At 69.8% G+C, this 21,946-nt stretch carries 20 protein-coding genes and 1 pseudogene; 9 read left to right on the top strand and 12 right to left on the bottom strand.

Features of this window, described 5'->3' with window-relative positions; translation table 11 throughout:
* The first annotated feature begins 16 nt into the window (after nt 1-16).
* The 4 genes from guaB1 (at nt 17) to ABD164_RS04735 (ending at nt 4,757) form a co-directional block, all read left to right on the top strand.
* Nucleotides 17-1,456, top strand: a complete 1,440-nt coding sequence (gene guaB1, locus ABD164_RS04750; protein WP_344293946.1) for a GMP reductase — start codon at nt 17-19, stop codon at nt 1,454-1,456.
* Nucleotides 1,457-1,507: 51 nt separating this feature from the next.
* Nucleotides 1,508-2,056: an ArsR/SmtB family transcription factor gene (locus tag ABD164_RS04745; protein ID WP_344293944.1), complete on the top strand. Its 549-nt coding sequence runs from the start codon at nt 1,508-1,510 to the stop codon at nt 2,054-2,056.
* Between the two features lie 338 nt (nt 2,057-2,394).
* Complete coding sequence (locus ABD164_RS04740; protein WP_344293942.1) at nt 2,395-3,723, top strand: hemolysin family protein; 1,329 nt, start codon at nt 2,395-2,397, stop codon at nt 3,721-3,723.
* On the top strand, nt 3,720-4,757 hold the full coding sequence (locus ABD164_RS04735) for a hemolysin family protein (RefSeq protein WP_344293940.1): 1,038 nt from the start codon (nt 3,720-3,722) through the stop codon (nt 4,755-4,757). The genes ABD164_RS04740 and ABD164_RS04735 overlap by 4 nt, the downstream gene beginning before the upstream one ends.
* A gap of 24 nt (nt 4,758-4,781) precedes the next feature.
* Here the strand turns inward: ABD164_RS04735 and ABD164_RS04730 are convergent, their stop codons facing one another.
* The 3 genes and pseudogenes from ABD164_RS04730 to ABD164_RS04720 all read right to left on the bottom strand — a co-directional run bounded on the left by ABD164_RS04730 (nt 4,782) and on the right by ABD164_RS04720 (nt 7,861).
* Nucleotides 4,782-6,386, bottom strand: a complete 1,605-nt coding sequence (locus ABD164_RS04730) for a PEP-utilizing enzyme (RefSeq protein ID WP_344293938.1) — start codon at nt 6,384-6,386, stop codon at nt 4,782-4,784.
* Nucleotides 6,387-6,551: 165 nt separating this feature from the next.
* A pseudogene (locus tag ABD164_RS18015) lies at nt 6,552-7,256 on the bottom strand (PEP/pyruvate-binding domain-containing protein); the annotation flags it as partial.
* A 2-nt stretch (nt 7,257-7,258) separates the two neighbouring features.
* A complete protein-coding gene (locus ABD164_RS04720) occupies nt 7,259-7,861 on the bottom strand; it encodes a TetR/AcrR family transcriptional regulator (protein WP_344293933.1) in 603 nt (200 codons plus the stop codon).
* 187 nt (nt 7,862-8,048) lie between these two features.
* On the opposite strand from ABD164_RS04720, the gene ABD164_RS04715 reads away from it, so the two are divergent.
* Nucleotides 8,049-8,483: a VOC family protein gene (locus ABD164_RS04715; protein ID WP_344293931.1), complete on the top strand. Its 435-nt coding sequence runs from the start codon at nt 8,049-8,051 to the stop codon at nt 8,481-8,483.
* A 12-nt stretch (nt 8,484-8,495) separates the two neighbouring features.
* On the opposite strand, the gene ABD164_RS04710 is transcribed toward ABD164_RS04715, so the two are convergent.
* Together ABD164_RS04710 and ABD164_RS04705 are read right to left on the bottom strand one after the other, a co-directional pair.
* Nucleotides 8,496-9,662 (bottom strand): NADH:flavin oxidoreductase/NADH oxidase, encoded by a 1,167-nt coding sequence (locus tag ABD164_RS04710; protein WP_344293928.1) that lies wholly within the window; start codon nt 9,660-9,662, stop codon nt 8,496-8,498.
* A complete protein-coding gene (locus tag ABD164_RS04705; RefSeq protein ID WP_344293925.1) occupies nt 9,659-10,291 on the bottom strand; it encodes an HAD family hydrolase in 633 nt (210 codons plus the stop codon). Before ABD164_RS04705 ends, ABD164_RS04710 begins: the two co-directional genes overlap by 4 nt.
* A gap of 23 nt (nt 10,292-10,314) precedes the next feature.
* Here ABD164_RS04705 and ABD164_RS04700 point away from each other — a divergent pair, with 23 nt between their 5' ends.
* The 4 genes from ABD164_RS04700 (at nt 10,315) to ABD164_RS04685 (ending at nt 14,205) form a co-directional block, all read left to right on the top strand.
* A complete protein-coding gene (locus ABD164_RS04700) occupies nt 10,315-11,163 on the top strand; it encodes an ADP-dependent NAD(P)H-hydrate dehydratase (protein WP_344293923.1) in 849 nt (282 codons plus the stop codon).
* A 55-nt stretch (nt 11,164-11,218) separates the two neighbouring features.
* Nucleotides 11,219-12,478, top strand: coding sequence for a glycosyltransferase 87 family protein (locus ABD164_RS04695; RefSeq protein WP_344293920.1), 1,260 nt, complete (start codon nt 11,219-11,221; stop codon nt 12,476-12,478).
* Nucleotides 12,479-12,489: 11 nt separating this feature from the next.
* Nucleotides 12,490-12,798, top strand: a complete 309-nt coding sequence (locus ABD164_RS04690) for a thiamine-binding protein (RefSeq protein ID WP_344293918.1) — start codon at nt 12,490-12,492, stop codon at nt 12,796-12,798.
* Nucleotides 12,799-12,930: 132 nt separating this feature from the next.
* Nucleotides 12,931-14,205, top strand: a complete 1,275-nt coding sequence (locus tag ABD164_RS04685; protein ID WP_344293916.1) for an MFS transporter — start codon at nt 12,931-12,933, stop codon at nt 14,203-14,205.
* 38 nt (nt 14,206-14,243) lie between these two features.
* Here the strand turns inward: ABD164_RS04685 and ABD164_RS04680 are convergent, their stop codons facing one another.
* From ABD164_RS04680 to ABD164_RS04650, 7 genes are all read right to left on the bottom strand, one after another.
* On the bottom strand, nt 14,244-14,900 hold the full coding sequence (locus ABD164_RS04680) for a response regulator (protein ID WP_344293914.1): 657 nt from the start codon (nt 14,898-14,900) through the stop codon (nt 14,244-14,246).
* Nucleotides 14,901-16,157, bottom strand: coding sequence for a hypothetical protein (locus ABD164_RS04675; RefSeq protein ID WP_344293912.1), 1,257 nt, complete (start codon nt 16,155-16,157; stop codon nt 14,901-14,903).
* Nucleotides 16,154-17,311: a sensor histidine kinase gene (locus ABD164_RS04670; protein WP_344293910.1), complete on the bottom strand. Its 1,158-nt coding sequence runs from the start codon at nt 17,309-17,311 to the stop codon at nt 16,154-16,156. Before ABD164_RS04670 ends, ABD164_RS04675 begins: the two co-directional genes overlap by 4 nt.
* 72 nt (nt 17,312-17,383) lie before the next feature.
* A complete protein-coding gene (metX, locus tag ABD164_RS04665) occupies nt 17,384-18,592 on the bottom strand; it encodes a homoserine O-acetyltransferase MetX (protein WP_344293907.1) in 1,209 nt (402 codons plus the stop codon).
* 139 nt (nt 18,593-18,731) lie between these two features.
* Complete coding sequence (locus ABD164_RS04660) at nt 18,732-20,054, bottom strand: bifunctional o-acetylhomoserine/o-acetylserine sulfhydrylase (RefSeq protein ID WP_344293905.1); 1,323 nt, start codon at nt 20,052-20,054, stop codon at nt 18,732-18,734.
* Nucleotides 20,055-20,180: 126 nt separating this feature from the next.
* The gene (locus ABD164_RS04655) at nt 20,181-21,284 is read right to left on the bottom strand and encodes an acyltransferase family protein (protein WP_344293903.1); all 1,104 of its coding nucleotides are present in this window, start codon (nt 21,282-21,284) and stop codon (nt 20,181-20,183) included.
* On the bottom strand, nt 21,284-21,922 hold the full coding sequence (locus ABD164_RS04650; RefSeq protein WP_344293901.1) for a uridine kinase family protein: 639 nt from the start codon (nt 21,920-21,922) through the stop codon (nt 21,284-21,286). Before ABD164_RS04650 ends, ABD164_RS04655 begins: the two co-directional genes overlap by 1 nt.
* Between the last annotated feature and the right edge of the window lie 24 nt (nt 21,923-21,946).

Here is a 21,946-nt window from a genome sequence, read left to right as displayed (position 1 = left end):
CGGTAGCGTGAGGCCCATGGAGTTCTACCGGACGACCCCCAGCCACGATCTCACGTACTCCGACGTGTTCCTCGTTCCGAGTCGGTCGGCCGTGACCAGTCGACTCGATGTGTCGCTCGCTCCCGACGATGGTTCGGGCGCCACCGTGCCCATCGTCTCGGCCAACATGAACTCCATCACCGGACCCCGCCTCGCGGCGACCCTCGCCCGGCGCGGCGGCCTCGGCGTACTGCCGCAAGACCTGCACCTGCAAGACCTGGCCGAGTCGATCCGCTGGGTGAAGTCGCAGTCGCCGCGGTTCGACATCCCCCACTCGTTCGGCCCAGACGCCACCGTCGCCGACGCGCTGGCAGTGCTGCCGCCGTTCGACGGACACGGCATCGTGCTGCTCGATGCCGGCGATCGATATGTCGGATGCCTCGCCGCGACGCGTCTCGCGACGGCACTGCCCGACGCGCGGCTGGGCGACCTGGTGCACGGCGGAATGGCCTCACTCGATGCCGACGACGTCGACTCCCCGCGACGGGCCTTCGACCTCATGGTCGATGCCGGCCTCGAGTTCGCCCCCGTGCTCGAGCACGGGCGGGTCGTCGGCACCCTGAGCCGGCGCAGCGCGCTGCGTGGCACGATCTACGAGCCGAACGTCGACGCGTCGGGGCGCCTGCGGGTCGCCGCCGCCATCGGCATCAACGGCGACGTCGCCGCGAAGGCGCAGGCGCTCGCGTCGGCCGGCGTCGACATGCTCGTGATCGACACGGCGCACGGCCATCAAGAGGGCATGATCCGGGCCGTCTCGATCGTGCGCGACCTCGGCCTCGGCGTGCCGATCGTCGCGGGCAACATCGTCACCGCCGACGCGGTGGCCGACCTCGTCGGGGCGGGCGCCGATGTGCTGAAGGTGGGCGTCGGCCCCGGCGCCATGTGCACGACCCGCATGATGACCGCGGTCGGGCGCCCCCAGTTCTCTGCCGTGCTCGAGACGGCAGACGCAGCACGCGAGCTCGGTGCGAAGGTTTGGGCCGACGGGGGAGTGCGCTACCCGCGCGACGTCGCCCTCGCGCTCGCTGCGGGGGCGGCGTCCGTGATGATCGGATCGTGGTTCGCGGGAACCATCGAGGCTCCGGGAACGCTGCGACACGATGCATCCGGACGCCTCTTCAAGGAGAGCTGGGGCATGGCATCGACGAAGGCGGTGCGCGAGCGGTTCGACCGGCTCTCGCCCTACGAGCTCGCCCGCAAGGAGCTGTTCGCCGAGGGCATCTCGTCGTCGTCGATCTACCTCGACCCGCTGCGCCCGTCGATCGAGGACCTGCTCGACATGATCACCTCGGGTGTGCGCAGCTCGTTCACGTATGCGGGGGCGCGCTCGATCGAGGAGTTCCGCGACCGCGCGCTCGTCGGCATCCAGTCGGCCGCCGGCTACGAGGAGGGCAAGGCGCTCCACGTCAGCTGGTGACGCTGTGGAGAACTCCGCACGACGGAGTCGCTCAGGGGTAGCCTGCCGCGCATGATCCATCCGTTCGAGATCCTCGCCGACCCGATGAGGCGACGCATCGTCGAGGTGCTGGCGGTCGGCGAGCACACGGCGGGCATCCTCGCCGATGTGATCACGACCGAGTTCGCCGTTCGCCGCAGCACGGTGTCGTATCACCTGCGCACGCTGCGCGATGCAAATGTGGTGTGGTCGGCCGTCGACCCGGAAGACCCGCGCGCACGCAGGTATCGATTGAACGCCGAGTTCCTCGAAGACCTCGACCGGGCGGTTGACGGACTCTTCGAACTGTGGGATCACCGCTACGGCACCGGCGAGGCGCGGGCGCCGATCCACCCTGCGCCGCGCTCGCGACAGCCTCGCCTGCATCGTCTCGGCGAAGGGCGACGCGTACGCATCGAGCAGCGCATCGCCGCCTTCGCCCCTGGAGCGGATGATAGCGCCGACGGCCTCGACACCCGCGCCGACCTCGACACCCGCGACGGCTGCGACACCCGCGACGGCTGCGACACCCGCGACGGCTGCGACACCCGCGACGGCCGCGACATCTGCGACGACGGGTGACGGCGATGCCGGGGGGCGCTCGGCCGCGTGACCGTACCCCTCGGGCAGGATACCCACGACCCGACGCGGCACCGCGGGACCGGTCGCGCAGTCGGCGAGCGCCGCCATTCTCACGTTTCGAATCCGCCCCGATCGAGGCGGATTCGAAATGTGGAAATGAGGAGTGTCTTGCGGCCATGTCGAGATCGGGGCAGGTATGTCGCGCGAGGAGGGGCCCGGAGGAGCATCACCGGGAGCGGCTCGTCGGCGCCGATATACTGGGAGGACAATGGACGATCCTCCTTCTGCGAATACGCCCGGCCATAGACCCTCGCCCGTGACTGATCGGGGAGGCCGCATTGTCTGAGTGGATACTCCTCGGCATCGGATTCCTCCTCACGATCGGCACGGGCTTGTTCGTTGCGAGCGAGTTCGCGCTCGTCAACCTCGATCGCGCCGACCTCGAAGCGCGCCGCGCCAGGGGCGAGACCCGGCTCGGCATGACGATCTCGGCGCTCAAGATCACCTCGACGCACCTGTCGAGTGCACAGCTCGGCATCACGCTCACGACCCTGCTCACCGGGTACACGATGGAGCCGGCGATCTCGTCGCTGCTCGCCGGCCCGCTGACCGCCATCGGGCTGCCCGAGGCGCTCGTTCGGCCCGTCGGCGCGACGACCGCCATCGTCATCGCGACGCTGCTCTCGATGATCATCGGCGAACTCGTGCCGAAGAACTTCGCGCTCGCGCTTCCGCTGGCCACGGCGAGGGTCGTGATCCCGTTCCAGGCGGCGTTCACGTGGGTGTTCCGCCCCGCCATCGCACTGCTGAACGGCAGCGCCAACGCGTTGCTGCGCGCCATCGGCATCGAACCGAAAGAAGAGCTCTCGGGCGCGCGCTCGGCCGAAGAGCTCTCATCGCTCGTGCGCCGCTCTGCGAGTGCCGGCCTCCTCGAGCAGGACACGGCGACCCTGCTCGGCCGCACCCTGCGCTTCGCCGACCACGACGCGTCCGACGTCATGACCCCGCGTCCCCGCGTGGCGGCGGTGCAGCGCCAAGAGTCCGCCGAGGCCGTTCTCGAGCTCGCCAGACATACGGGCTACTCGCGCTTCCCGGTCTACGACGAGAACCTCGACGACGTCGTCGGCATCGTGCACGTCAAGCAGGCTGTCGCCGTGCCCCGTGATCGGCGATCGGATGTCCCGGCCTCGGCACTGCAGTCCGAGGCGCTTCGGGTCCCCGAGACCATCAAGCTCGACGCACTGCTCGGTGAGTTGCGCGGCCGCGGATTCCAGATGGCCGTGATCGTCGACGAGTACGGCGGCACGGCGGGGGTCGCGACCCTCGAAGACCTGGTCGAGGAACTCGTCGGCGAGGTCGCCGACGAGCACGACCGCACCCGTGCCGGCATCGTGTGGCGCGGCGACAGCGTGAGCTTCCCCGGCATACTGCGGCCCGACGAACTGCTCGAGCGCACCGGCATCCGCGTGCCCGAGAACGGCGACTACGAGACCGTCGCCGGATTCGTGATGGCCGAGCTCGGACGCCTGCCCGCCGTCGGCGACGAGGTGCCCGTCGACGAGGGCACGCTGAGCGTGCAGCGCCTCGACGGGCGCCGCATCGATCGACTGCGATTCGAGCCCACGCCAGCGCAACAGGCTCCCGAGCTCGAGGAGGCCGAACGATGAGCGACTGGGCCGGCATCGCCTGGCTGTTCGTGCTGCTCGCGGCCAACGCCTTCTTCGTGGGCGCCGAGTTCGCCGTCATCTCGGCGCGGCGCTCGCAGATCGAGCCGCTCGCCGAGCAGGGCAGCCGAAGTGCGAAGACCGCGCTCTGGGCAATGGAGCACGCCACGCTCATGCTCGCGATGAGCCAGCTGGGCATCACGATCTGCTCACTGCTGATTCTGAACGTGTCGGAACCGGCGATCCACCACCTGCTCGAGGTGCCGTTGCACCTCACCGGCTGGTCGCCCGAGGTCATCTCGACGATCGCGTTCGTGATCGCGCTCCTGCTCGTGTCGTACCTGCACGTCGTGTTCGGCGAGATGGTGCCGAAGAACCTCTCGTTCACGTTGCCCGATCGGGCGGTGCTGCTGCTCGCGCCGCCGCTCGTGTTCGTGGCTCGCGTCTTCAAGCCGATCATCATCGCGTTGAACGCGACGGCGAACGGCGTGCTGCGGCTCGTCGGCGTCGAGCCGAAGAGCGAGGCGAACTCGACGTTCACCCTCGAAGAGGTGCAGACGATCGTCGACCAGTCGCGTCGCGAGGGCGTGCTCGACGACGCGAGCGGCACGCTGACCGCGGCGTTCGAGTTCACGACGAAGCGCGTGAAGGATGTCGCGGTGCGGCTCGGATCGCTCGTGAGCCTGGCGCCCGGTGCGACGCCCGGCGATGTCGAACGGGCAGTCGCGCGCCACGGCTTCTCGCGGTACCCGATCCTCGGCGCCGACGGCGAGCCCGACGGATACGTGCACCTCAAGGACGTGATCGACCTCGACGACGACGAATTCGACGACCAGATCCCGGCGAAGCGGGTGCGGCGGCTCGTCTCGATCTTCGCGGGAACCGACCTCGAGGACGCCCTCGCGACGATGCGCCGACTCGGAACGCACGTCGCGCGCGCCTTCGACGAGGACGGTCGCACCACCGGGGTGATCTTCCTCGAGGACATCATCGAAGAACTCGTCGGCGAGGTGCAGGACGCGACCCGGCGGGGGTAGCGCGCTGTGCGGTGACTCGGCCCGTCAGCCGAGCTCCACCACGCCGGTCGTCCCGTCGACCGTCACCGTCTGACCGTCATGGAGGAGGGCCGTGGCGTTCCCGGCGCCGACCACAGCGGGGATGCCGTACTCCCTGGCGATGATCGCCGGGTGCGAGAGCATTCCGCCTGCGTCGGCGACCAGGGCGCCCATGCTCGGGAACACCACTGACCAGGCCGGTGAGGTCGTCGGGCAAACGACCACGTCTCCCGTGCGGATCTTATCGAAGTCGCCGTCACCGGTGATCACGCGGACCGGGCCGGTGTAGCGGCCCCCCGAAGCCGGGGTTCCGGAAACGACTCGCTCGTCGCGGACCCCGCGCGGGGACCCGAACACTTGGGTGATCCCCCACAGAACTCCTTGGTTCACCAGGCGAGCGTCGCGCGGGAGCAGGTCGAACGGCGGTGCGCCCCGGGGCGGGTCCCCATAGGCCGGAGGGCCGGGGTTCCTGATGGCCCAGTCGCGTTGTCCCTTGGCGATGCGAACAATCTCCGTGCACCGCGCGCCATCGAGCAGCGCCGACCGGGACACGTCGGCCTCCAGGAAGAACACGTCGTCGACGGCGTCGATCTGGTGCCTGTCGGCGAGGCGGCGTCCGATCTCCAAGGCCACGTAGCGCAGCAGCGCCGCCTGCACGCTCGTCGTCCACCACACCCGATCCTCGAGCGCCGGAAACGCCCGCCGCGCCCGCGTCAAGGCGCGCTCGAAGCGCTCCTTGTCGTCCCGGGAGTGGGAACTCAGTAGCTCGAGCGCCTCGTCGGCGGCCCGATCGCGTCGGTGCAGCGACTCCCGGGCGGCACGAGCGGGTGAGACGTCGAGCTCGAGCTGCTGGGCGACGAGCCGGAGAAGCAAGTACGGCATCTCGGCGAGCGTGGGGTCGATGATGTCGTACCTGAGCGAGCGGTGGCCGTTCGCCTCGACGTACTCCGAGAACGCGCGGGCGAACTCGGGATCAGCGTCGGCCAAGCGGCCCGGTGTGCTCTCGTCGACGTCGGCCAGTAGTCGGAGCACCGCTGGACTGGATCGCGCGATCCGGGCGAGGTCGGCGAGCTGGTTGCCCGGCCTGGTGGATGCGGTCGAGAGGCCGTCCAGGAGAGAGAGCGTCTTCGGGATGTCCCACCCCAGCAGGTCTCGGCACAGCTCGGTGAGCTCGTAGACCTGAATCCAATAGCCGATCGCGACCACGATGTGGGCCGGATGGCCGATCACCTCGACGCGATGATCCAGCTCGGCTGCCAGGTCCGCGTCGGACAGCGACCGCAGATCGACGCCGAGGGCCTTGGCGACGTCCGACTGATGCTCCGGCCTCCACTCGTCGAACCAACGGCGGATGACCGCGGCGGGCAGGTCCAGCGCGAGCGCTCGCCCTGCGGCGCGACAGCGCCGACGGACGGCCGGATGGGTCCGCATCAGGAGCCAGAGCAACCAGCGAGGAGGCGGAGCCGAAGCACCTCGTTCAGGAGCGGGCGCCCCGACCGGTACGGTCCGGTTGTACACCCAGCCGCCCACGAAGGCGACCTCGGCACGCTCGAGGAGGATTCCGAACTCTGCGAACACCGCAGGAAAGACCTTGAGGATCTGCTCGGTCAACAGGGTCCGGCCGAACGGCGTGATCGGAAGGGGTTCGTGGAAGTCGTCCCTCTGCCAGTACCCGGGAGGCACCTCGATCGGGACGGGGATGAGTTCGGGACCGGAACGTGGCTCCGTGGTGATCGGTCGCGCCTGGATCAGCCAGAGGCTGCCGTCGGCGATCGCCCACTCGATGTCCTGGGGGCGTCCGAGGTGCTCTTCGACCCGACGGGCGAGATCGCCGATGGAACCTGCCTGGTCGGCGGTCAGAACGATGGCCGCCGAGGATGTCGCGATCGTGCCGCCGTCCCGTGATATCCACCGCTCAGGCGTGGCCGACCCCGACACGAGCCGCTCGCCCAGCCCCTGCACCGCCTCGATGACGGTGACGTGTTCGCCGCTGACCGGATCGATCGTGAACGCCACTCCTGCGACGTCGGCTGCGACCATCGGCTGGAGCAGGACGGCCATCGATCCGGCTCCCCGCTCTCCGCCGTACGCCCTGACTCGATCGGCTTGCCCGGATCGCCAGCACTCGAACACCGCCTCGGCGAGCCTCTCGTCTTCGACGTCAAGCGCGGTCTCGAACTGGCCGGCGTAGGACGCATGTTCGCTATCCTCGGCGGTGCTCGACGACCGCACGGCCCACGGTCCGCGCCCGATCAGCGACGACAGGTTCAGGAGCGCTCGGGTGACCGCACTGGGGAGACCCTCGGTCACTCCCTCGAGCGCGGCGGCGGGAACGACCACGCCGGCCGGCACAGCGAATCCGGCCTGTCGCAGGTGCGCAAGTGTCGCGGCCTTGTTGCCGACGACGGCAGGATCCGTGCACACGTGGTCGTCGAGGCTCAGCAGGGCCGCTGCGGACGTTCGTACCACGCTGCCGGTCATGATCAGTCCCTTCTTGGTGGCGCCGATGCCTGATCGCTGCGGGCCGCCTGTGCTGCGATCACGGAGGCGGCGACCTGGATCGCCTCGGTGGCGTCAGCGGGCGAGAGGCCGAACCGCAGGCGGTAGATCACATAGGAGGTTGAGGACATCAGGTGGCGAAGCGTGGCGAAGATTCGACTGGCATCGCGTTCGGGAAGGTTCCGGAACTGGCGGCGGAACACCTCCCAGAAGTGGGCGTCGCGCTCCTGGAAGAGGAGTATCTCGGGTGAGCCGAGGACCGTGGAGACCACTCTGCGAACCAGCTCGAGGTTGGCCTCGGTGTGCGCGAAGTGGCCGGCGACGGCGTCGATCCATTCCTCGACCGTCGACACCTCGGTGAAGGACTGCTCGTCGACGCCGACGGCCAGGCGCTGCGAGGCCGCGCCCAGGAGTTCTCCACGGGTCGGGAAGTACCGGTACACGGTGCGATGCGTCAGGCCCGCCCGGTCGGCGACCTCTTGGACGGAGAAGTCACCGCCCCGTCGTTCGAGGAACAGATCGACGGCCCCATCGAGGATGGCCGCGCGTGTCGCATCGGTATGACGAGTCGTGGTCGTCGATGTCATATCTATGTCGCCCCTGTCATAACTATGACACCGCATCGGCGGCGTGTCAAGAGCGGACAAGTGCGAGCGGCTCGGCGAGGTGCAGGACGCGACGCGTAGGGGCTGACGCGGGTCGCGAAGTTGGTGAGGCGCCTGCGCCGGGGCGAGCGTAGACTGGCGCCGATCCGAGAAGAAGTGAGAGAAGATCATGTTTGAGAAGCTCATGGCGACGGCCGTGCTCCCAGCCTCCGACATCGCCCGCGCGCAGCAATGGTGGCACGACGTGCTGGGCCGTGACCCCGTCTACACCGAACTCGAGGGTGAGGGGTTGTTCTACGACATCGGCGGCACCGAGGTGCTCGTCTACCGCAGCGACTTCGCCGGCACCGCGAAGAACACCGCGCTGAACCTCGTCACCGACGACCTCGATCGCGACATGACGGCGCTGCGCACGCACGGGGTCGTGTTCCACGACTACGACATGCCGGGCCTGAAGACCGTCGACGGCGTCGCCCAGCTCGGCGAAGAGCGCACTGCCTGGTTCAGCGACAGCGAGGGCAACATCATCGCGATCGCGCAGCCGTCGCGTCAGCTGATGGAGATGGCGACGAAGCTACGGGCCGCCGCAGCGGGAATGGGCTGAGCGCCTCCCCGGTCACCACTCCCCGTCGTTCACGTCGGGGCTCGCCCGCAGGTACTGCACGGGCCACATCGTCGTGCCGGCGCCCAGTTCGTGAGCGGCGCGCAGGGCGAAGTGCGGGTCGCGCATCATCGCCTTGCCGAACATGACGGCGTCGGCTCGGCCGGTGGCGATGAGTCCTTCGGCGTGCCGCGCGTTCGTGATGCGCCCCACGGCCGAGACCGGGACATCCGATCGCTCGCCGACGTACTCGGCGAAGTGCGCCTGGTATGCGGGACCGATCGGGATGTCGGCGGACGCCACCAGGCCACCCGTCGAGATGTCGAAGAAGTCGGCGCCGGCATCGGATGCCCAGCCGGCGACGGTCGCGGTCTGGGCTTCGTCCCATCCGCCGGGCGTCCAGTCGGTCGCCGAGAATCGCACGAACACGGGCATCGCCTCGCCGACCTCGGCGCGCACGGCCCGCACGATCTCGAGCAGCAGTCGCGCGCGGTTCTCGAGGGTGCCGCCCCAGTCGTCGGTGCGCAGGTTCGACAACGGCGACAGGAACTGGTGCACGAGATAGCCGTGTGCGGCGTGCACTTCGACGAGGTCGAACCCCGCGGCGACGGCGCGCCGGGCGGCGGTGCGGAAGTCGTCGATCACCGCAGCGATGCCCGCCTCGTCGAGGGCGATCGGCTCGCGCAGGCCGTCGAAGGCGACCGCCGAGGCCGACACCGTGGGCCAGCCACCCTCGTCGAGAGGCTGCGAGCCCCGGCGTCGCGTCGGCTCGGGCCAGATCGACGCCTTGCGCCCCGCGTGTGCGAGCTGCACGCCGACCGCGGCGCCCTGCGAACGGATGAACCGCGTGATGCGGGCCCACGCCTCGGCCTGCCGGTCGTTCCACAGCCCGGTGTCGTGATCGGAGATGCGCCCCTCGGGGTTCACCGATGTCGCCTCGGCCACGATGAGCCCGGCGCCGCCGGCAGCCATCGCGCCCAAGTGCACCAGATGCCAGTCGTTCGGCACGCCGTCGCGAGTGTCGACCGAGTACTGGCACAGCGGCGGCACCCAGACGCGGTTGCGCATCGTGAGGCCGCGGATCGTGATGGGGGTGAAGAGCCCCGCTGCGGCATCCGTCGACCCGGCCGCCGCGTCGACCGACAGCGCCGCCGTCGTCTCGACGGCGTCGGTCGCGCTCATGCGAGACCCCGAAGCCACGACTCCAGCTCCTCGGAATCGGCGAAGACATGACCGTCACCGCCGACCGCACGCGCGCCCTCGACGTTCTCGGCCCGGTTGTCGACGAAGAGCAGATCGGCGGGTTCGATGCCGAGCTCGGCGATCGCGTGCTCGTAGATCTCGGGCTCGGGCTTGACGACGCCCAGCTCGCCGCTGACGAACACGCGCTCGAACAACCGTGCGAAGGAACCGTGGCGGAGCCAGCCTGAGAAGTCGGGCCCGGCGTTCGAGAGCAGCGCGATGCGCGTGCCGCCCGCGACGAGTGCATGCAGTACCCGCAGCGTGCCGGGATCGACCGAGAGCCAGCTGCGATGGTCGATGGCCCAGAGCTCGTGCACGTCGATCGCGTTCCACTCGGCTCCGACCTCGCGCGCGACGGCCTGCCAGTACGCGTCGATCGACGTCGTGCCCCGGTCGAGACCCTCGCGGTGGGTGCAATAGGCCGCCCAGAATGGCTCGCCCGGCACACCGGCGCGTGCGAGCAGCAATGCCCGGTCGTCGGCGGTCGGGGCGTGCGAGATTACCTCGCCGTAGTCGAAGACGACGACGCGTGGTGCGAGGCTGATCGGGGTGAGGGCTGACGTAGGCATCCCCATCAACCTATCGTTGGAGCATGAGGGTGACCTGGCGGGAGTGGACGGCAGAGGATTCCGCCGAGTGGATCGTGCCGCCGAGTCCCGAAGACGACAAGTACTCGCGCGGCGTGCTCGGCGTGATCACCGGGTCGAACGACTACCCTGGCGCAGCCGTGCTCGGCGTCGAGGCTGCGTGGCGTGCCGGCGTGGGCATGGTTCGCTACAACGGTCCGCGCCCCGTGCGCAGCGCGGTGCTGGCGCAGCGACCCGAGACCGTGACGGTCGCCGGGCGGGTGCAGGGCTGGCTCGTCGGTTCGGGCATCGATCCGCGCCGGCGTTCGTTCGTGCTGCAAGGCGACCTGCAGCACGCGCTCGCGTCGCGCGTGCCCGTCGTGCTCGATGCGGGCGGGCTCGACCTCGTCGGAACGCACACGGCACCCACCGTGATCACGCCGCATTCGCGCGAGCTCGCGAATCTGCTCACCGCCCGCGAGGTCGAAGTGAGTGTCGCCGAAGTTCGCACCGACCCAGCGGCTTGGGCCGCGCGCGCCGCACGCGAGCTGGGGGTCGTGGTGCTGCTGAAGGGCGCCGTGACGCGCATCGTCGATCCAGATCGCGACGCCTACGTCGTGACTGCGCCCACGCACTGGCTCGCGACCGCCGGCAGCGGCGACATTCTCGGCGGCATCCTCGGCGCGCTCGTCGCGACCAATCATGTGGCGCTCGCCGCCGACGCCACGGTGCTCACGAAGCTCGCCGCGACGGCCGCCTGGATGCACGGCGAGGCGGCGAGGCGCGCCAGCGACGCGGCGGGCCGCGGCCCCATCGTCGCACTCGACATCGCGGCGAGGCTGCCCGGGGTGATCGGCTCGCTGCTCGCGCGCTGAGCGCGGTGCGGCGGCGCGGTACGGCGGAGCATGGCGCTCCGTTAGGCTCATCGTCGTGACTCTGGGAGGCGAGCGCGAGGCGACCGCGGGCGCGGCCGTCACCGTCCGCCGCATCCTCGGCGGGCGGGGCGCGCTCTGGGGCGGGTTCGCCCTCGTGCACGCGGCTCTGATCGGCCTGAATCTGTATGGCCAGGGCTATCCGCTCGGCGACGTCACGGGGGTGTATCGCGTCTGGGCCGAGAACGCCGCCGACGGGCTCGTGCGCATGGGCATCGACGTGCCGTGGGTCTACCCGATCCTCGCATTCGCACCGATGACCGCAGCGCTCGCGCTCGGCTCGGAGTTCTACGCGCAGACGTGGTTGGCCATCGTCACCGCGCTCGACGCCATCGCCTTCTCGATCCTGCTCGGCAGCGCCCGCCGACTCTCGCGGCCGAGGCGCATCGCGGCGTGGTGGTGGGTCGGATTCCTGGCCGCGCTCGGCCCGATCGCGCTCGGTCGCATCGACGCGATCACCGTGCCGCTCGCGATCACCGGGCTGCTCTTCGCGGCGGGGCGTCCGCGGGTCGCGGCCGTGCTGCTCACCATCGGCGCCTGGGTGAAGGTGTGGCCCGCCGCACTCGTCGCTGCGCTCGTGATCGCCGTGCGCCGCCGGGTCGAGGTCGTCACGGTCGCCGCCGCGCTGAGCGCCGGCATCCTTGCGGTGAGCATCGTGGCGGGGGCCGGGGCGAATGCCATCGGCTTCATCGTCGAACAGGCCGGCCGCGGCCTGCAGATCGAGGCACCGCTCGCGACGGCCTGGCTCTGGCAGATCGTGGCGGGTTCGAAGCGGGTCGAGATCGTCTACGACCGCGACATCCTCACGTTCCAGATCGAAGGGCCGGGTGCGGATGTCGCTGCCGCGCTCACGACGCCGCTCATGGTTGTCGGGGTGGCGGTGGTCGTGCTCATCGGGGTGCGCGCGGCGCTGCGCACGGCGCGCCTCGGCGAGCTCCTCGCCCCGCTCTCACTCGGGTTCGTCGTGGTGCTCATGGTGGCGAACAAGGTCGGATCACCGCAGTTCGCGACGTGGCTCGCGGCGCCGATCATCCTGGGCCTCATGTTCCGGCCCGCGCGGTTCGCGGTTCCCGCCGCGCTCGCGGCCGCTGTGGCCCTGCTGACCCACATCATCTACCCGTACTGGTATGGCTGGCTGCTCATCGCGAACCCGGCGTTCGTGTTCCTGCTGACCGTGAAGGCTGCGCTGCTGATCGCCCTGCTCGTGTGGTCGCTGCGCGCGGTGTGGCAGGCTGGGAACCGGAATCCGGGTAGTTAGGAGCATGGCCGATGCTTGTCGCATTCTCACTGGCCCCGAGCGGGCGCGAGGGCCCCGAGGGATCCATCCACGACGCCGTGGCTGCCGCCGTTCGCGTCGTCCGTGAATCGGGGCTGCCGAACCGAACCTCCTCGATGTTCACCGAGATCGAGGGGGAGTGGGATGAGGTCTTCGACGTCATCCGACGGGCGACCGAGGTGGTCGCCGAGTATGGCCCGCGCGTGTCGCTCGTGCTGAAGGCCGACATCCGCGCGGGCCGCGTGGGCGAGATCGACGCCAAGGTCGAGCGGCTCGAGGCCGCGATCAAGCGCAGCGAGTAGCGCAACGAGCGTAGCGAGTAGCGGGTAGCGGGTAGCGCAACGAGCGCAGCGCAGCGCAGCGCACCGGCGTCGGCGTCGCAGGCGTCGTCATGTGGAGTATCGAATCGATTCGACCTGTGCGAGAATCGGCGGGTGACCCTTTCAATCGACGGGCCGACGACGTTGTCGCCGGCCCGTGTTCGTTGGGCGCTGCTCGCGCTCGCACTCGGCGGCTTCGGCATCGGATCGACCGAGTTCGTCGCCATGGGCCTGCTGCCCGACATCGCGCACGACCTGTTCCCGGCGCTCTACGCCGACTCGCCCGCCGACGCCAACGCGACCGCCGGCTGGCTGATCTCCGCCTACGCGCTCGGCGTGGTCGTCGGTGCTCCGACGATCGCGGCCGCCGCGGCGCGCTGGCCTCGGAAGCAACTGCTGCTCGTGCTGGTCGCCGCGTTCACGCTCGGCACCGTGGCCTCGGCTGTACTGCCGACGTTCGAGCTCGTGCTCGCCGCGCGATTCGTCTCGGCGCTGCCCCACGGCGCCTACTTCGGCATCGCCTCGCTCGTCGCTGCGAGCCTCATGGGGCCCGGCAGGCGCGCTCGCGGAGTGGCGCTCGTGCTCTCGGGCCTGACCATCGCCAACGTCATCGGCGTTCCGGCCATCACATGGCTCGGGCAGAACGCAGGCTGGCGCAGCGCCTACGTCGCGGTGGCTGCGATCTTCGCGCTCACCTTCATCGCCGTGATGGTCGCCGTGCCGTGGCAGCCCGGCGATCCCCGTGCCACCATCGCGCGCGAGCTGCGTGCGTTCACCCGTGCGCAGGTGTGGTTCGCCCTGGGCATCGGAGCGATCGGTTTCGGCGGGCTTTTCGCGGTGTACACCTACGTCGCACCCCTCGCGACCGACGTCACCGGGCTGACGCCCGAGTTCGTGCCGATCGTGCTCGTCGTCATCGGACTCGGAATGACCGTCGGCAACATCGTCGGCGGACGGTCGGCCGACTGGAGCGTGCGCCGGTCGATGTACCTGTTCTTCGGGATCCTCGCCGCCGCGCTGGTGCTGCTCGGCCTCACCGCTTCGTCACCGGTGGGGCTTCTCGCCGGCGTGTTCCTCGTCGGCGGGGCATCCGCGGCACTCTCGCCGACGATCCAGGCCCGCCTCATGGACGTCGCGCGCGACAGCCAGTCGATCGCCGCTGCGCTCAACCACTCGGCCCTCAACATCGGCAACAGCCTGGGCGCCCTGTTCGGCGGCTTCGCCATCGCGGCCGGGCTCGGGTACGTCGCACCTGTGTGGATCGGGCTCGTGCTCACGCTCGTCGGGATCTCACTCGCACTCGGTTCCTTCGCGCTCGACCGCGCTCGCGGAAGGCGCGGTGTGGCCGTGCCGCATGCGACGGGCGCGATGCAGGCGATCGACGCCTGAGGGCGGCGATCCCGAGGCGCGCGGTCGGCGGAGTCAGTTCAGTCGGACTGAAGGAGGATTCCGTCGAGGATGGCACGCTTGCGCAGTGCCACCTTCGTGCCGACGTCGTAGCCCGACGCCCGGTACTTCTCGCGAATGCGTTTGAGGTAGCTCTTGGCGGTCTCTTCGGAGATGCCCAGCTGGAATGCGACGGCCTTCACCGGCTGCCCGGCACCGTAGAGCGCCATGACCCGACGCTCCTGCGCCGAGAGCTTCGGCACCGTGCCGTCGTCGAGCAGCGCCTGCTCGAGCTCGGGAGTGAGGTACGAGTCGCCGAGCCCCGCGGCGCGGATCGCTTCGATGATGGATTCGACCGGCTCGGACTTCACGAGATAGCCGAGCGCGCCGGCGCTCAGCGCCTCGCGCACGACGGCCGCCTCGGAGTAGTTGCTCATGAGCATGGTCTTGACACCGGCTGATTTCAGCATCGAGAGCTTCAGCGAGATGGGGATGTTGTCGCGCAGGTCGAGGTCGAGCAGCACGACGTCGACCGGGAAGTCGGGGTGGGCGAGCAGCTCTGACCACGAGGGTACGGCGGCGACGAGCGCGATCTCGCTCTCGGATGAGGCTCCTCGGAGCCACTCGGAGAGCGCACCGAGCAGCATTCGATGATCGTCGACGATCGCAAGCCTGATCGGATCTGCGGTGTCGGCCATTCAGCTCCCCCTCGGATTGGACGCGCGTCGCGCGGCCGTCGCATTTGCCGTCGAAATCGTGTTCGGCCGGCATTCGATCTCGATGTGGAAGGATTCGTCTCCCGTGACGAGGTCGTGTCGTCCGACACTATCTACAGCCTCCCACGTCGCCGCGTCGAGACGCCGTAAGACGACACCGGAGACCTCGATGTCGATGTCGACCACGGGGGAGGGCGTGTGATCGTCGTCGCCGGCGGGCGTGCGCAACTCGACGGCGATCGGCTGGGCCGGTCCCTTGCGTCGTTCGCCGACGAGGAGCCAGAGCGCCAGCAGCAGGCCGTCGCGCTGCTGCTGCGACAGCAGGCCGGCCGCACCCTCGGGGTCGTCGACCACGACGCGGTTGCTGAGGTACGCCGACTCGGTCACCGCGTGCTTCAGCCAGGTGTCGGTGCGCCCCTCGATCAGACGGGCACGGAGCCTGGCTGCCACGGCCGCCGCGCGCTCGGCGGCCGCCGTCGGGAGGGGGATCGCGATGCGTCCCGAGCCGACATCGTCGAGCAGCGTCTCGGCGTCGAAGTCGAGCTTGGCGAGCTCTTCGGAGGCCTGCATGCCGATGGCCGACGGCGCCGTCGATACCGTGCTCTGCACCAGGGACAGGTCGAGCTCGCGGCCCACGAGCGAGCGGAACCCGTTGATCGCCAAGACGGCGAGCAGCGTCGGCAGCACCGCGGATACGGCGACGGCGAGTCCGGCAGCCGTGTATTCACCGGCCTCGCCTGCCTGCATCAGTGTCGATGTCGCGATCACCAGTCCGATCGCGCATGCGACCGAGAGCGGCACTTTGGTTCCCCTGATCGCCGCCACCGGCATCAGCACGGCGCCGGCTGCGGCGGCCGCGGTGGGCGTCACCCCGCGATCGAGGTGACCCCAGGTGGCGGCGACGTCGAGCCACACGGGAACGCCGAGCGCGACCAGCAGGGTGACGTAGAGCCAGTCGGGAAGCGGGTTCGCCCTCGAGATCATGCGGGAGACGACGCCGACGCCGAGGATCACCGCGAGCGACAGCCAGGCCAGCCAAGGTCCGAAGCTCACTGGGAAGAACGGCGCGAGCAGCACCGCGCGCAGCAGGTCGGCCGCGATGATGACGGCGGCGGTGATGGTGACGCCCGTGGCGAGGCGCCGGCCGCCATGACGCTCGCGCACGTCGCCGGCCGCGAGGGCCGAACGATTGGGTCGGCGGAACCCCGTGTGTTCGCCTCGGGCATGTGCACCGCTCACGGCTTCGGCACCTCGAGCATCACCGTCGTTCCCGAGCCCGGCGAGGAGAAGACGCGCGCCCGCCCGCCGACGGTGCTCAGTCGACCCACCACCGACTCCGAGTAGCCGAGACGGCCGTCGCCGACGGTCTCGGGCTGGAATCCGTTGCCCGCGTCGGTGACCATCGCACGCACCATGCGCTCGTCGTCGGTGACCGTGACATCGGCCTCGTTGACGCCGGAGTGCCGGCGAACGTTCTCGAGGCACTCACCGAGTGCGCCGAGAAGTGCGTCGAGGGTCTCGCGCGGCAGTGTGAGCTGCCCCGCGCCGTGCCAGTTGACGTCGAGGCCCATGCGGGCGAACCGCTGCCGCACCGACTCGAAAGTCGTTCCGAGGATGTCTTCTTCGGCCTCGGGAGAGAAGATCGCGTCGGACGCGTTGTCGAGGGGCGCGCCGAGCCGCAACTGCTTGAGCAGCCGCGCATCGTCGCCGGCCTGCTGGCGCAGCGCCCCGACCCCGACCCCGACCCCGGAATGCGCGAGCAGGCTGAGTGTGGCGAGCACCGTGTCGTGCAGCACGCGCGCGTCTTGGCGCTGCCTCGCCTCGAGCTCGCTCGCGAGTCGTTCGGCCTGATGGGCGCGACCCACCTCGTCGATGCGCGCCGAGGCTCGGGCGATGGCCGCGTTGAGCGCGAGTGCGAGCGACGCGGCCGCGGCCCAGCCGGCGACCGTCGAGATCAGCACCACCGACATCGGACGCCCGGCTGCAGCGATGACCGCGATGGTCGCGATCGTGATTCCGGCGAGCATGACCACGAGCGTTCGCCCGCGATGCCGGACGACCAGGGTGATCGCGACCGACGGCGCGGTGATGGAGCCGGTCACCGCCAGTGCGGTGCTCGCCACCGGGTCGAGCATCGGTCCCGACGCGATCACGGCGATCAGCGCGGCCGCCGCGGCGACGACGGCGATCGCGGTCGGCACGCCGCCGTGCTCGGTGTGAAGGAACACGAGCGTGCCGGCTGCGACGCACAGGAGCACGGCGAGGGCGAGCGGAACCCCGGTGACCGTGCCGGGCACGAGCACGCACAGCAGGCCGCCGACGGCACCGGTGAGCCCGCTGACGCGCGACAGCCGTCGCAGCAGCCGGTCGCGTTCCTTCTGGATGCGCTTCATCGACACCCCCTCGCGGTGACGGCGCCGTCTGCGACATCCGTCACGTTCGAAACCTTAGTGCAGACGTGCCGATCACGCCGCCAGCAGGCGGGTGAGCGCCGCGCCGACGGCGTCGTCTTCGATGAGGAAGGCGTCGTGCCCGTACTCGGAGGTGACGACCACCGGGGTGTCGCCGTGCACGCTGTTGCGCAGCTGCGCGGCGATCTCGCGCTGGCCGGCGAGTGGGAAGTAGCGGTCGCTGTCGATGCCGAGCACGAGGCTGCGCGCCGCGACTCGGGCGAGCGCAGCGGCGACACCGCCGCGGCCCCGGCCGATGTCGTGGGAGTTCATCGCCTCGGTGAGCACGATGTAGCTGTTCGCGTCGAATCGGCGCGTGAACTTGTTGCCGTGGAAGTCGAGGTATGACTCGACCGCGAACCGGCCGTGACCGCCGAGCGGGTCGAGGTCGGACTGCCAGCCGCGCTCGAAGCGGTGGTTGAGTTCGGCGGCGGTGCGGTAACTGAGCATCGCCATGCGGCGGGCGAGCGAGAGCCCGCGTGTGGGCCCCTCGCCGTCGGGCGCGTCGTAGAACGCCCCGTCACGGAAGGCCGGGTCGGAGCGGATCGCCTCGATCTGCACCGAGTTCAGCGCGATCTGGTCGGCCGTGGTCGCCGGCGGCCCCGCGAGCACGGCGATGCGTTCGACCGACTCGGGAGCCTCGATGGCCAGCTCGAGCACGTGCATCGCGCCCATCGAACCGCCCACGACTGCAGCGATCCGCTCGATGCCGAGGCTGCGCGTGAACGCGAGCTGCGCGCGCACCTGGTCGCGGATCGTGAGGAACGGGAACCTCGCGCCCCATTCGGCGTTGTCGGGTGCGAGCGACGCGGGGCCTGTCGAGCCCTGGCATCCGCCGACGACGTTCGGCGCGAGCACGAACCAGCGGTCGGTGTCGATCGCGAGCCCAGGGCCGACGATGCCCGGCCACCAACCCGAACTCGGGTGCGCCGGGCCGGCCGCGCCCACGACGTGGCTGTCGCCCGTGAGTGCGTGCAGCACGAGGATCACGTTGTCGCGGGCGGGCGAGAGTGCGCCCCACTGCTCGTAGGCGATCTGCACGCCCGGCAGCACGCCGCCCGACTCGAGCTCGAGGTCTCCGATGGCGGTGAACCGACGGTCACCGACGGGGTCGCCCTCGCGCCACGCGCCGGTCGCGGGGGCGCGCCGCCCGAGCATCGCGAGCGCGCGTGCCTCGGGCACGATGGTCGCGGGCACGGTGTTCGCCTGCGTCTGCCAGTCCATGTTTCGATTCTCCCGAACCAGGCGGGGTTGCGGGAGTTTGTTACACCTTCGCAGGCGTGCGAGTGGTCAGGGCCCCACGAGAAACGCCGGATGCTGCGGGCCGGTGCGGCCCGCAGCATCCGTGTGCCTACGTGGTCGGTCAGACGCGAGCGGCCTCGGTGGCGGCCCGAGCGGCGGCGAGGCCGACCTCGAGGTCGGCCTTGAGGTCGTCGATGTTCTCGATGCCGACCGAGAGGCGCACGAGTCCGGGCGTGACGCCCGCCGTGAGCTGCTGCTCGGGGGTCAGCTGGGAGTGCGTCGTCGAGGCCGGGTGGATGACGAGCGAGCGCACGTCGCCGATGTTCGCGAGGTGGCTGAACAGGGCGAGGTTGTCGACGAAGGCGCGGCCCGAGTCGACGCCGCCCTTGAGCTCGAACGACAGCACCGCGCCGACGCCCTTGGGCGCGTACGTGTTCGCCGCTGCGTACCACGGGCTCGAGGGCAGGCCCGAGTAGTTGACGCTCGCGACGTCGGGGTGGCTGTCGAGCCACTCGGCGACCTCTTGTGCGTTCTGCACGTGCCGTTCGATGCGCAGCGACAGTGTCTCGATGCCCTGGATGAGCAGCCACGCGCTGTTCGGCGCGATCGCCGCGCCGAGGTCGCGCAGCAACTGCACCCGCGCCTTGATGATGTACGCGAGGCCGTCGCCGACCGCGGCCGTGTAGCTCGCGCCGTGATACGACGGGTCGGGCTCGGTCAGGCCGGGGAAGCGCTCGACGTTCTTCGACCACTCGAACTTTCCGCCGTCGACGATGACGCCGCCGATGGTCGTGCCGTGGCCGCCGAGGAACTTCGTCGCCGAGTGCAGCACGATGTCGGCGCCGTGCTCGAACGGACGGATGAGGTAGGGGGTCGCGATCGTGTTGTCGACGATGAGGGGCACGCCGGCCTCATGCGCCGCGTCGGCCACCGAGCGGATGTCGAGGACGTTGATCTTGGGGTTTCCGATGGTCTCTGCGAAGAACAGCTTCGTGTTCGGCCGCACTGCGCGGCGCCACTCCTCGATGTCGTCCTGGTGCTCGACGAAGGTCGTCTCGATGCCCAGCTTCGCGAGCGTGTACTTGAAGAGGTTGTAGGTGCCGCCGTAGATCGACGAGGACGAGACGATGTGGTCGCCCGCCTGCGCGATGTTCAGCACGGCGAACGTCGACGCCGACTGCCCCGACGCGAGCAGCAGCGCTCCAGTGCCGCCCTCGAGCGCGGCGATGCGCTCTTCGACGACCGCCTGGGTGGGGTTCTGGATGCGGGTGTAGATGTTGCCGAACTCGGCGAGGGCGAAGAGGTTCTTCGCGTGCTCGGAGTTGTCGAACACGTACGACGTGGTCTGGTAGATCGGCGTCGCCCGCGCGTTCGTGGTCGGGTCGGGGGCGGCGCCGGAGTGCACCTGCCGGGTCTCGAAGCGCCAGTCGGCGGTGTTGCTCATGGAAGTCTCCTCAGGTGGTCGGGCGTGCGGAGCCACCGCAGCTTTCGAGCCACGTTAGGCGCGCGGCCGAAGAGGGGCAACGGATGCCGCAACACGGCGTCACGCTCGGCGGCCCGGGTTTCGCCGTCAGCGATGCCCGGCCTCGGGGGGCAGCACGAGGGTGCCGGTCGCCGTGGAGGGCTCGGGCCGGAAGAGCCACCTCGCGCGCGGTTCGACGAGGGGGCGGAAGATGCGCCGCACCGGCTTCAGTGAGAGCACGATCGAGATGCCGACGCAGAACACGATCATTGCCGGGAGCACCCAGAACGGCTGCTGTCCTGCGAGCAGGCCGGTCTCGCGGAATGGGAACAGCACGAACGTGTGCAGCAGGTAGATGTACATCGTGGCGCGGCCGAACGGCGTGAACCAGTGCGCACCCCGAGGCATGAGGGTGAGGAATGCCACCGCGAGCGTCATCGCGCCCAGCAGCAGAACGAGGCGGATGGCGCCCGACCACGGTTCGTCGTAGCCGATGGCCTCGTACGACTCGTCGTACAGCATGAACCGGCGCAGCCGCAGGTCGCGCAGGGTCTCGATCGTGATCGGCATGAACGCGAGCACGGCGACGAAGATCGCGATCGCGCCGGCACGCCACCGCCAGGCGACCGCGGGGCGCAGCTCGAGCCACCGCCCCGTGAGCTGCCATTGCCGCAGCTTCCAGCCGAACACGAAGAACGGCAGCATGCCGAACGTTCGCGTCAGCGCGAACGTGGAGTCGATGGTCTCGGTGGACCCGGCGCCGATCGAGATGAGGATCGCGATGAGGAGCGGGTAGCGCAGCAGCACGAGATATGGGAGCACGATGCGCCAGATCGCGAGCGCGATGAGGAACCACAGGGTCCACGAGGCGGTCGTGAAGTCGAGCGCGAACTCCCCGCCGAGGATCCACCGGATCACCGTCCAGATCGTCTCGAAGATGAAGAACGGGAAGACGATGTCGGTGAGGATCTGCTTGAGCGCCCGCGCGTTCGGCGGGCCCGACTTGGCGAAGTAGCCGGCGACCGTCACGAACACGGCGACGTGGAACGAGTAGATGAACAGGTAGACGCTGTAGGCGGCGTTGTCTTCACCGATGAGCGGGAGGATTCCGTGCCCGATCACGACGAGCGTGATCGCGATCCAGCGGGCGTTGTCCCAGAGCGGCACGCGTCTGCGCGTCGGCGTCGGAGGGTGGTGGGTCCTCGTGTGCATCACCTCATTCTCTCGCACAGGTCGGGCGTGTAGAGGATGTCGGCGGCAGCGCGTGGATCGTAGCGGCGTGCGAAGTCGCGGTCGTTCGGCATCCAGACCTCATCCCACAGCTTGCCGTGCCGGCGTCCGAGGGCGAGATCACGGGCCTTGCCCTGCGCCGTCGCCTGCTCGAGGCCGACATCGACCCAGACCGTGAGATCGAGCAGGTCGAGACACTCGGGATGGAAGAGGCCGATGGCGTCGACGATGAGCACGCGCGCCGGCGGAAGCAGCTGCTCGGGTCCGAGTCGGCCTGCGGCCCAGTCGTACCTGCGGAATCGAGCCGATGCCCCCGCTCGGAAGGGGATCAGGATCTCGCGATTCAGACGCGCCCGCTCGACCCCGCTCCAGTCGGCCGAGCGCCGATGCGACTGCACGGGGTCGAGGAAGTCGTCGCCGCGTACACGGAGTCGATGTGCGCCGGTTGCGAGTTCGCGGGCGAGTGTCGACTTGCCGGCGCCGCAGAATCCCGAGATGCCGACGATGAGACGGTCGTTGTCGGCTGCGAGCCGGTCGATGCGGACGGCGACCTGGCCCACCGTTGCGGTGGCGCGCGCGTCTCGGGGTTCAGGCGCCGGATCGCCGGGCAGGGTGCTCACCACACGATCGTAGGGCGATAGGCG

The organism is Agromyces neolithicus (assembly GCF_039529735.1).
GTDB lineage: Bacteria > Actinomycetota > Actinomycetes > Actinomycetales > Microbacteriaceae > Agromyces > Agromyces neolithicus.
This window is presented reverse-complemented; position numbering and strand designations above follow the sequence as displayed.

What these genes read in the sequence shown, in the direction of transcription:
- guaB1 (WP_344293946.1), top strand. Translation starts at nt 17, where the DNA reads ATGGAGTTCTACCGGACGACCCCCAGCCACGATCTCACGTACTCCGAC.
- ABD164_RS04745 (WP_344293944.1), top strand. Translation starts at nt 1,508, where the DNA reads ATGATCCATCCGTTCGAGATCCTCGCCGACCCGATGAGGCGACGCATC.
- ABD164_RS04735 (WP_344293940.1), top strand. Translation starts at nt 3,720, where the DNA reads ATGAGCGACTGGGCCGGCATCGCCTGGCTGTTCGTGCTGCTCGCGGCC.
- ABD164_RS04720 (WP_344293933.1), bottom strand. Translation starts at nt 7,861, where the DNA reads ATGACATCGACGACCACGACTCGTCATACCGATGCGACACGCGCGGCC.
- ABD164_RS04715 (WP_344293931.1), top strand. Translation starts at nt 8,049, where the DNA reads ATGTTTGAGAAGCTCATGGCGACGGCCGTGCTCCCAGCCTCCGACATC.
- ABD164_RS04710 (WP_344293928.1), bottom strand. Translation starts at nt 9,662, where the DNA reads ATGAGCGCGACCGACGCCGTCGAGACGACGGCGGCGCTGTCGGTCGAC.
- ABD164_RS04705 (WP_344293925.1), bottom strand. Translation starts at nt 10,291, where the DNA reads ATGCCTACGTCAGCCCTCACCCCGATCAGCCTCGCACCACGCGTCGTC.
- ABD164_RS04700 (WP_344293923.1), top strand. Translation starts at nt 10,315, where the DNA reads ATGAGGGTGACCTGGCGGGAGTGGACGGCAGAGGATTCCGCCGAGTGG.
- ABD164_RS04690 (WP_344293918.1), top strand. Translation starts at nt 12,490, where the DNA reads ATGCTTGTCGCATTCTCACTGGCCCCGAGCGGGCGCGAGGGCCCCGAG.
- ABD164_RS04680 (WP_344293914.1), bottom strand. Translation starts at nt 14,900, where the DNA reads ATGGCCGACACCGCAGATCCGATCAGGCTTGCGATCGTCGACGATCAT.
- ABD164_RS04670 (WP_344293910.1), bottom strand. Translation starts at nt 17,311, where the DNA reads ATGAAGCGCATCCAGAAGGAACGCGACCGGCTGCTGCGACGGCTGTCG.
- metX (WP_344293907.1), bottom strand. Translation starts at nt 18,592, where the DNA reads ATGGACTGGCAGACGCAGGCGAACACCGTGCCCGCGACCATCGTGCCC.
- ABD164_RS04660 (WP_344293905.1), bottom strand. Translation starts at nt 20,054, where the DNA reads ATGAGCAACACCGCCGACTGGCGCTTCGAGACCCGGCAGGTGCACTCC.
- ABD164_RS04655 (WP_344293903.1), bottom strand. Translation starts at nt 21,284, where the DNA reads ATGCACACGAGGACCCACCACCCTCCGACGCCGACGCGCAGACGCGTG.